Genomic DNA, 7,792 nt, shown 5'->3' on the forward strand with positions numbered 1-7,792 from the left:
CCGCCAGGGCCGACCCGTGCCCTCAACGCTATCACCACAAATGAATATCTGAACAGTCAGACAGATAATATCTTCAGTTTCCGGCTCGGTCGCGTCGGGCCATCTCCGCCAGCATCGCGTTGTACGCCGCCAGATCCGCGTCGTCGTCGCGTTCGGCCGCCCGGTCGAGACGCGTGGCCGTGCGCTGATCGCTGCGACGCCACTGCACGAACAGGGCGATCAGGACGATGACCAACGGCACCTCGCCCGCCGCCCACGCGATGCCACCGCCCAGCTTCTGGTCGCCGAGCAGGTCGGTGTGCCAGTCCAGCTTCAACGATCGGTAGAAATCGGCGCCCAGCACCGTCGACATGCCCATCAGCACCACGCCGAAGAAGGCGTGCAACGGCAGTGAGGCGAACACCACGCCGAGCTTGGCCAGCGGCGGGATCGGGCGCGGCGTCGGATCGACCCCGATCACCACCCAGTAGAAGAGATAGCCGCTGAGCAGGAAGTGCAGGTTCATCGCCAGGTGTGCGCCGTGGCTGTCGACGACGGAGTCGAACAGGCCGCTGAAATACAGGCCGTAGAAGCCCACGACGAACAGTGCCGTCGCCACGAACGGGTTGGTCAGCACCCGCGAGACCCGCGAGTGCAGCGCGGCCAGGAGCCACTCACGCGGGCCGAGGGGCTCGTCGCGTCCGGCCGCGGGCAGCGCGCGCAGCGCCAGCGTCACCGGCGCGCCGAGCACCAGCAGGATCGGCGCCAACATGGACAGCAGCATGTGCCCGACCATGTGCATGCTGAACATCGCGGGCATGTAGCGGCCGATGCCGGACGACGTCGCCAGCAGCAGGACCAGGCAACCGAGCAGCCAGGACACCAGCCGGCCGGTAGGCCAGGCATCGCCGCGGCCGCGCAGGCGACGCACACCGATCAGGTACCCGACGGCCAGCACGAGAGCCGCGGTGCCGAACATCAGATCGAACCGCCAGTCGAACAGCACCCGGCCCAGCGTGGGCGGACCGGCCAGGTCGTAGCCGATCTCCACCGCGGGGACGGACAGGTCGAGGTCGCGGGGCGGGGGCGGAGGCGTGCGACCCAACGCGACGGCGACACCGAACGTGAGACCGAAGACGACGGCCTCGACGAGCGCCAATCGCACCAGTGCGGCCCGGTTGCCGGCGTCCTTGCGCAACGCCGTCACCCCGCGTCGGCGCTGCGCCCAACCCAGAAATCCCAGCGCCACCAGCGCTGTCACCTTGGCCAGCACCAGCCAGCCGTACCGGCTGGTGACCAGATCCGCCAGGGCGATCCGGGTCAGGGCATTGACCACCCCGCTGAGCGCCATCGCGACGAAGCACCACAATGCCACCGCGGAGAACCGCCGTGCGGCGACGTCGGCGTGCCCACCGCCGCGCAGCGCGTGGACCAGCAGCGCGAACAGACCGCCCGCCCACAGTGCCCCGGCGACCAGGTGGATGACCAGACTGTTGGTCGCGAGATCATGGGCGCCCCCGGAGGACGAGTGCCCGGTCAGCGCCAAGGGCAGCAGCGTCGCGAGCGACCCCGCACACAGCACCGGCGTCCACGACCACCGCAGCACGGGGATGCTGGCCAGCGTCACGACGACGGCGAAGACCGCCGTCCAGCGCCACGCACCAGCCACATCGACGAGTCCGGCGACCGACCAGATCTCCATCGGGTTGAGATGCGCGGCCACCGGCTGGCCGCTGACGTCGGAGACGGTGAGCGCGACCATCAGCGTCGCGCACACCGCCCAGATGCCCGAGGCCACCGTCCCCACCCGCAGCGCCCGGTAGCCGTCGGCGTCGAGCACCTGGTTCTTCTGCGGCGGCACCAGGAAGGCAGCGAACAGGAACGAGCCCACCGCGGTGACGGCGGCGATCTCGCCCGCCGCGCGCACAGCCGGCAGACCGTAGTTGGTCACCGGGCCGGGGTCGGGCAGCCCCGTCGCGGTCAGCGACTCGGCGACCGACAGCGCCGACAGGGCCGCCGCGGTCACCGCGGCCAGCACGCCGACCCCGTAGAGCACCGGCCAGCCCGCGTACCGGCGCACCCGGTGAGGGGCCACGCGACTCGCGGAGGTCATTCGCTCAGCGTATGACCTCGCCGGGTCGGCTCACACCGCGCCGGCCCGCAGTTCGCGCCGGCTGCGCTCCCGGGCGAAGAACTGCGCCCGCGCCGATGCGTCCACCCGATCCATGTCACTGAGGATGGCCCGCAACTCGTCGCGGAAGGCTTTGCGCCGGTCCACCAGGTCGGCGGCCGGCACCAGCAGATTCTGGTCGCCGGCGACCTGCCAGGCCGTGGTGAACAGCAGTGCCGACGCCGACTCTGCCGAGCGCACGACGTTCTGCGCGACGTACTGCTGCCCCACCGCGAGCGCCTGGGCGGTCAGCTCCTTCTCCGAGATGTCGGCCGGGGCGTCCACGAGAACGTCGGCCACGATCCAGTACGCCTCGAAGAACGGTCGCAGCAGCGGGCCTGCGATGGCCGGCCGCTTGGCGCGCAGGACCGCGTCGATGCGGTCTCCACCGGCGGTCACGTCCTCTTCCCAGTTGGGCTGCCAGGACATCTCTTCGGCCACATGTTCGCGGAATCCCGCGGAGTCGGCGAAGTAGAAGTCGAACTTCAGCAGGGTGCGCAGCCGCATCACCTGGTCCCAGAATGCTTCCAGGCCATGGCTTTCCGCGCGGGCCGCGTGCGCCAGCGCCAGCTCGACCAGTGAGGTCTCCAGGAAGGCGTCGATCAACGAGTTGCGGTAGAACGCTGCTTCGAGTTCGTTCTGCGGCGCGATGAACCACACCGGCTCGCGACCACCGTCGATACGGGTGACCGGGTGTCCGTTCGACAACGCGTCGACCGCCGTCCGCACCCCCTCCTGGGTCCGCAGCCGCAGCGCACTGTTGGTCATCGGCGCCTGTTTGCGTTCCAGGTAATCGAGGGAGTCCTGCAGCGTGTGGTGCAACTGATCGAGGGTCAGCGCGACCCCCCGGGTCGACAGCAGCAGTGCTGAGACCAACGCGGTCGCGTTGATCGGGGTGACCTGCAGGATGCGCCATGCCACCTCGAACGCCATCTTCTGCATCGCCAGACGTTTGGCCGCGTCGTCCTGCGTCATCGGGCCGTGCGGTTCCCCCAGGTACTCCCGCATGGAGACCGCTTCGGGGAAACGGACGTAGATCTTGCCGTAGTTGCGCTCCCCCTGCGCCTTGATGTAGTTGACCAACCAGGACAAACCTTCCGGGGTCTTCTCGCCGCCGCGCGCATACGAGGCGTATTCGGCGGTCTCGTGCAGCTGGTCGAAGCTGATCGACACCGGCTGCAGCAGGATGTCGTCGCTTCGGCCGTCCAGGTAGGCGTCGGCGACATAGGCGAGCAGACCGAGCTTGGGCGGCAACATCTTTCCGGTGCGCGACCGGGTGCCCTCGATCGCCCAGGACAGGTTGAACCGCTTCTCGACGATGTACCCGACGAATTGGCGCAGCACGTACTTGTAGAGCGGGTCGTCGAGTTTGCGGCGCAGGAAGATCACGCCGGAGCGCCGCATCAGCGGGCCCATGAAACCGAACGACAGGTTGATGCCCGCAAAGGTGTGCACCGGCGGTAACCGGTTCTCCTGCATGGCCACCGGGACGATGGCGCCGTCGAGATAGGAGCGGTGAGAGAACAGCAGTACCGCCGGATGGGACTCCAGGGCGTCGCGCATCGACTCGACCTCGGAGCGGTCGTAGTCGATGTTGGGGTCGAACCCGCGGCTGAAGATGGCCCGGCCCAGCGCGGGGATGAGGTCGACGGAGAACCTGCTCCATCCGGTGCCCAGCTCGTCGAGCATCTCGCCGGCCTTCTCGACGGTGGCGTCGGGAATCTTGTCGAGCCCTTCGCGGAACCGCGTGGACGCGAGCACCTCGGGCTTGATCAGCCGCGGCGACTTGTACTCCGGGCCCAGCAGTCGCAGCTCCACCCGTTCGATCGCCAGGATGGCGCGCCGGATCACGAACCGGGCGAACTCGCGCTCGTTCTCGGCGACGGTCGTGTCGCTCCACTGCTGGCGCAGTTCGGAGACTTTGGCGGGCTCACCTGCCACCACCCGCGCGCGGGACGGGTCACGCTTGAGAATGCTGTGCTGCAGCAGTTTCGGTGGGCAGTAGGTGTCACGGCCCGACAGCACTGCCACCACTTTCGAACGGGTGGGCAGACCGCCGGGCACCCAGAAGACCCGCACCGGCACGACCGAACGGTCGTCGTCGGCCTCGAGCAGTTGCACGAGCTGAGCCAGCACCGCGGGGGGCGGGTCGTCGTCGGCGGGCAGTTTCAGCACCTCGATCTTCGAGTCGGGATGCTGCTGGCGTTGGTGACGTAGCCAGTCGGCGAGCAGTCCCTCCTCGGCCGGTGACGACACCGATGCCAACACCAGGGTGTCGTCGACTGCGGAGAAAGCGGTGATGTCGTCGGCACGGATCTTCATGGCCGTCCCCTGGTCCCGGTCCGCTTGGCGGGTGCCTTCTTGGCGGGCACCTTGCTGGCGCTCGCGTTGTCAGCCGTCTTCTTCGCCGCCGGCTTCTTCGCCGCCGTCTTCTTGGCCGGCGTTTTCTTCGCAGTCTTCCCGGCGGGTTTCTTCTCAGCGGAGCGCCGGTACACCTCCGGCACCGGCAACTCCTCGTGCGGCCAGTCCTTGAGCGTGTCGAGGTAGAGCTGACGTACCTCGGCGATGCGCTCGTTGAGGTTGTCGTGGGTCCAGTCATCCACCGGAATGGGCGGGTAGACAATCACATCGACGGTGCCAGGGTTGAATGTGCTGGAGTCGCGCGCGGCGATCACTTCGGCGTTGCGGATCACGATCGGCACGATCGGGATTCCCGCCGACATCGCGATGCGGAAGGGCCCCTTCTTGAACGGACCGACCTCGGTCGTGTCGAGACGGGTCCCCTCCGGCGCGATGAGGATGGACAACCCCTTGCGGGCGAGATCTTCGACTTTCCTGAGCCCCTCGACCGCCTTCTGGGGATCGTCGCGGTCGATGAAGGCCGCGTCGAGGATCTTGCCGATGGTGCCGACGATCGGATCACCTTCGAGTTCTTTCTTGCCCACCGAGGTGAAGTTGTCGTTGACCAGGCTGCCTGCGATGAGCGGGTCGGCCTGATTGCGGTGGTTGAAGATGAACACCGCAGGGCGTTTCGCGGTGAGGTTCTCCTTGCCCAGCACGTTCAGGTTGATCCCGATGGTGGTGAGCAGGGTGCGGCCGAAGACGGACGTGAAGAAGTTCACCCCGGTGCGCTTGTTGCGGGTCAGCAGGCCCACGCCCAGTGCCCCCGCGGCGACGGGCACCATGCTCGCGATGCCGGCGACGGTGCGCACCTGGGAGACCGGGCTGGCGCCGCTGCGGCTGCTGAACCGCAGCACCGGCCATCCCCGCTTCTCGGCGACCGCGGCCATCTTGCCGGCCGGGTTGGTGGGGCGCGGATTGCCGACCAGATACATCAGGGCCACGTCTTCGTCGCCGTCGGCGTAGAAGTAGCTCTTGGACAGGTCGATTCCGTTGTCCTTGGCGAATCGCTGTACCGCCCTGGCCTTTCCAGGCCCCCAGATGATGGGCTCGGCGACCTCGCCGGTGATCAGGCCGTTCTCGTCGGTCTCGAATTTGTTGCTGAGGACGTTGTTGATACCCAGGAACCGCGCGACGGGCTCGACCTGCACGGTCAGCGCCGAGGAACTGAGGACGACGGTGTGCCCGCGGGCCATGTGGGCCCGCACGATCTCGCGCATCTCCGGATAGATCCGGCTGACGATCTTCTGCACGAACAGGCGTTCGGCGAGCTCGTCGACGTCGGCGACGGAGTTGCCGCGCAACATCCGCGCACCCTTGCCGATGAGATCCTCGAACTCCGACCGGCCCAGTTGGTGATTGAGCCCCGCCTGCACCATACCGATGAACTCTCCGACCGACATCTGCCGGCGCCGGAAGCGATCCTGGGTCATCACCACACCGGTGAACCCGGCCACGAGAGTGCCGTCTAGGTCGAAGAAGGCACCCACCTGCGGGCCCTGTGGAGATGCCTGGACCTCGGCGACGGATCCGGGCAGACGCATCTGCCGGTTGCCGGGTGTCAGCTCAGATGTCACTGCTGGCCACTTCCGTTGTAGGAGAACACCTGCGTGTTCTCGGTGAAGGTCGCCGGCACCGCCTGGCCGGCGCCGCCGAGTGAAAGTACTTCGTCGAAACCGCCGAGCAGACACTGCGCGAACAGGTCCGGGTCGGCGATCGAGGCCCGGTCGTAGCGGGCGGTGATCGTGCAGTACCCCGACCGCGACACCAGCACCACCATCATCGCCACCCCGGGCAGCGGCCCCAGACCGTACTGGCGCAGCACCTGCGCCCCGGCGATGAACGTGTCGCCGGCGTAGACCGGCACATTGCTGGCCTGGACGTCGGAGTTGACGATGGACCCGGCCATCGATTCCAGGACACTGTCGGGCAGCAGACTGATCAGCGGCGCGACGGCACCCACCATGTCGAGCGCACGCTCGTCGCGCTTGCGCGTCATCTGCATCCGGATGTTCTTGATGCGGGCCTCGGGATCGGTCAGACCGATCGGGGCGGCGAGGTTGACACCGACGAAGCGGTTACCGCCGGCGGGGTCGGCTTCGGAGCGCAGGTTGACCGGTACCGCCATCGGCAGCGTGTCGATCGGCACTCCTTTGGCCAGGTGGTAGAGCCGCAGAGCGCCGCAGACGCCGGCGAGGTAGGCGTCGTTGATGGAGCCGCCCGCCGCCTTGGCGGCGCGGTGCAGGTCCCCGAACTCGATGTCGATGGCGTCGCTGCGCGAGGACAGACTGCGTCGTCGCAGCAGCGGTGACGGGTCGGCCACCGGGCCGATCACCCGCGCCCCGGACATGGCGTAGTCGATGACGCTGCCCAGTCGGCTGACCGGGTCGCGCACCACGTGACCGACGGCCTGCGCGGCGCCGAACACCGCGTCGCGCATCCCGCCGACGACGGTGCCCGGCAGACGGTTGAGGCCGCGACGCATCAGTTCGTTGGGCGACAGGTCGGTCGGGATGGGCAGCGGCGGGGTGTCCTGCGGCGGCGGATCGCGCTCGAGGTCGTAGAGGTGGGCGAACATCTCGACGCCCCCGACCCCGTCGGTGACCGCGTGGCTGAGGTGGACCATCAGCGCGGCCTGACCGTTCTGCACGCCCTCGATCAGGGTGGCCGTCCACAGTGGTCGGGAGATGTCCAGCGGCGACTGAGCGGCGACCTCGGCGAGGTCCATCACCTGGCGGAAGGTGCCCGGCTCGGGCACCCGCACCCGGCGCAGGTGGAAATCCAGGTTGAAGTCCGGGTCGACGACCCAGCGCGGCGCCGCGGTCGGCAGCGTCGGCGTCACCACCTTCTGGCGCAGCCGCAACACCTTGCGGGAGGCGTTTTCGAACCGGGTGCGGAACAGCTCCCAGTCCGGGGTGGTGTCGAGCAGTTCCACGGTCAGGATGCCCGAGCGGGTGCGCGGGTTGGCTTCGCCGCGGTGCAGGATCTGGTCGAGCGGGCTGAGTTCCTCCGGCAGTCCGGCCGCATCCAGTTCCGGCGCGTTGCTCATGGCGACCACGCTAGTCGGCCGGTTCGGACCGCGAGGCGCGTTTTGTCCGTGTCAGCGTGGCGGAGCCGGCGGAACGACGGGATAGACTCTTCCGCGCTGCCCCCGTAGCTCAGCGGACAGAGCAACCGCCTTCTAAGCGGTCGGTCGCAGGTTCGATCCCTGCCGGGGGCGCCGTGTGATGTCGCAAGACATCG

The 7,792-nt window shown here is 68.2% G+C and carries 4 protein-coding genes and 1 tRNA gene; 1 reads left to right on the plus strand and 4 read right to left on the minus strand.

The window, feature by feature from the left end; all coding sequences use genetic code 11:
* Positions 1-73: 73 nt before the first annotated feature.
* From J3476_RS18735 to J3476_RS18750, 4 genes are read right to left on the minus strand one after another with little or no spacing between them, the layout of a single operon-like run.
* Complete coding sequence (locus J3476_RS18735) at positions 74-2,092, minus strand: cytochrome c oxidase assembly protein (protein ID WP_207067895.1); 2,019 nt, start codon at positions 2,090-2,092, stop codon at positions 74-76.
* Between the two features lie 30 nt (positions 2,093-2,122).
* Entirely contained in the window at positions 2,123-4,471 is a 2,349-nt protein-coding gene (locus tag J3476_RS18740; protein WP_207067896.1) for a glycerol-3-phosphate 1-O-acyltransferase, read from the minus strand.
* Positions 4,468-6,093, minus strand: coding sequence for an HAD-IB family hydrolase (locus J3476_RS18745; RefSeq protein WP_207067901.1), 1,626 nt, complete (start codon positions 6,091-6,093; stop codon positions 4,468-4,470). The genes J3476_RS18740 and J3476_RS18745 overlap by 4 nt, the downstream gene beginning before the upstream one ends.
* A 29-nt stretch (positions 6,094-6,122) precedes the next feature.
* Positions 6,123-7,598, minus strand: a complete 1,476-nt coding sequence (locus J3476_RS18750) for a wax ester/triacylglycerol synthase family O-acyltransferase (protein ID WP_207067897.1) — start codon at positions 7,596-7,598, stop codon at positions 6,123-6,125.
* A 98-nt stretch (positions 7,599-7,696) separates the two neighbouring features.
* On the opposite strand from J3476_RS18750, the gene J3476_RS18755 reads away from it, so the two are divergent.
* Positions 7,697-7,769 (plus strand) — tRNA-Arg (locus J3476_RS18755).
* The last annotated feature ends 23 nt before the right edge of the window (positions 7,770-7,792 follow it).

Origin of the sequence: Mycobacterium sp. PO1, assembly GCF_017312405.1 — a bacterium.
In the GTDB taxonomy this organism is placed as follows: domain Bacteria; phylum Actinomycetota; class Actinomycetes; order Mycobacteriales; family Mycobacteriaceae; genus Mycobacterium.

What these genes read in the sequence shown, in the direction of transcription:
- J3476_RS18735 (WP_207067895.1), bottom strand. Translation starts at nt 2,092, where the DNA reads ATGACCTCCGCGAGTCGCGTGGCCCCTCACCGGGTGCGCCGGTACGCG.
- J3476_RS18740 (WP_207067896.1), bottom strand. Translation starts at nt 4,471, where the DNA reads ATGAAGATCCGTGCCGACGACATCACCGCTTTCTCCGCAGTCGACGAC.
- J3476_RS18745 (WP_207067901.1), bottom strand. Translation starts at nt 6,093, where the DNA reads ATGCGTCTGCCCGGATCCGTCGCCGAGGTCCAGGCATCTCCACAGGGC.
- J3476_RS18750 (WP_207067897.1), bottom strand. Translation starts at nt 7,598, where the DNA reads ATGAGCAACGCGCCGGAACTGGATGCGGCCGGACTGCCGGAGGAACTC.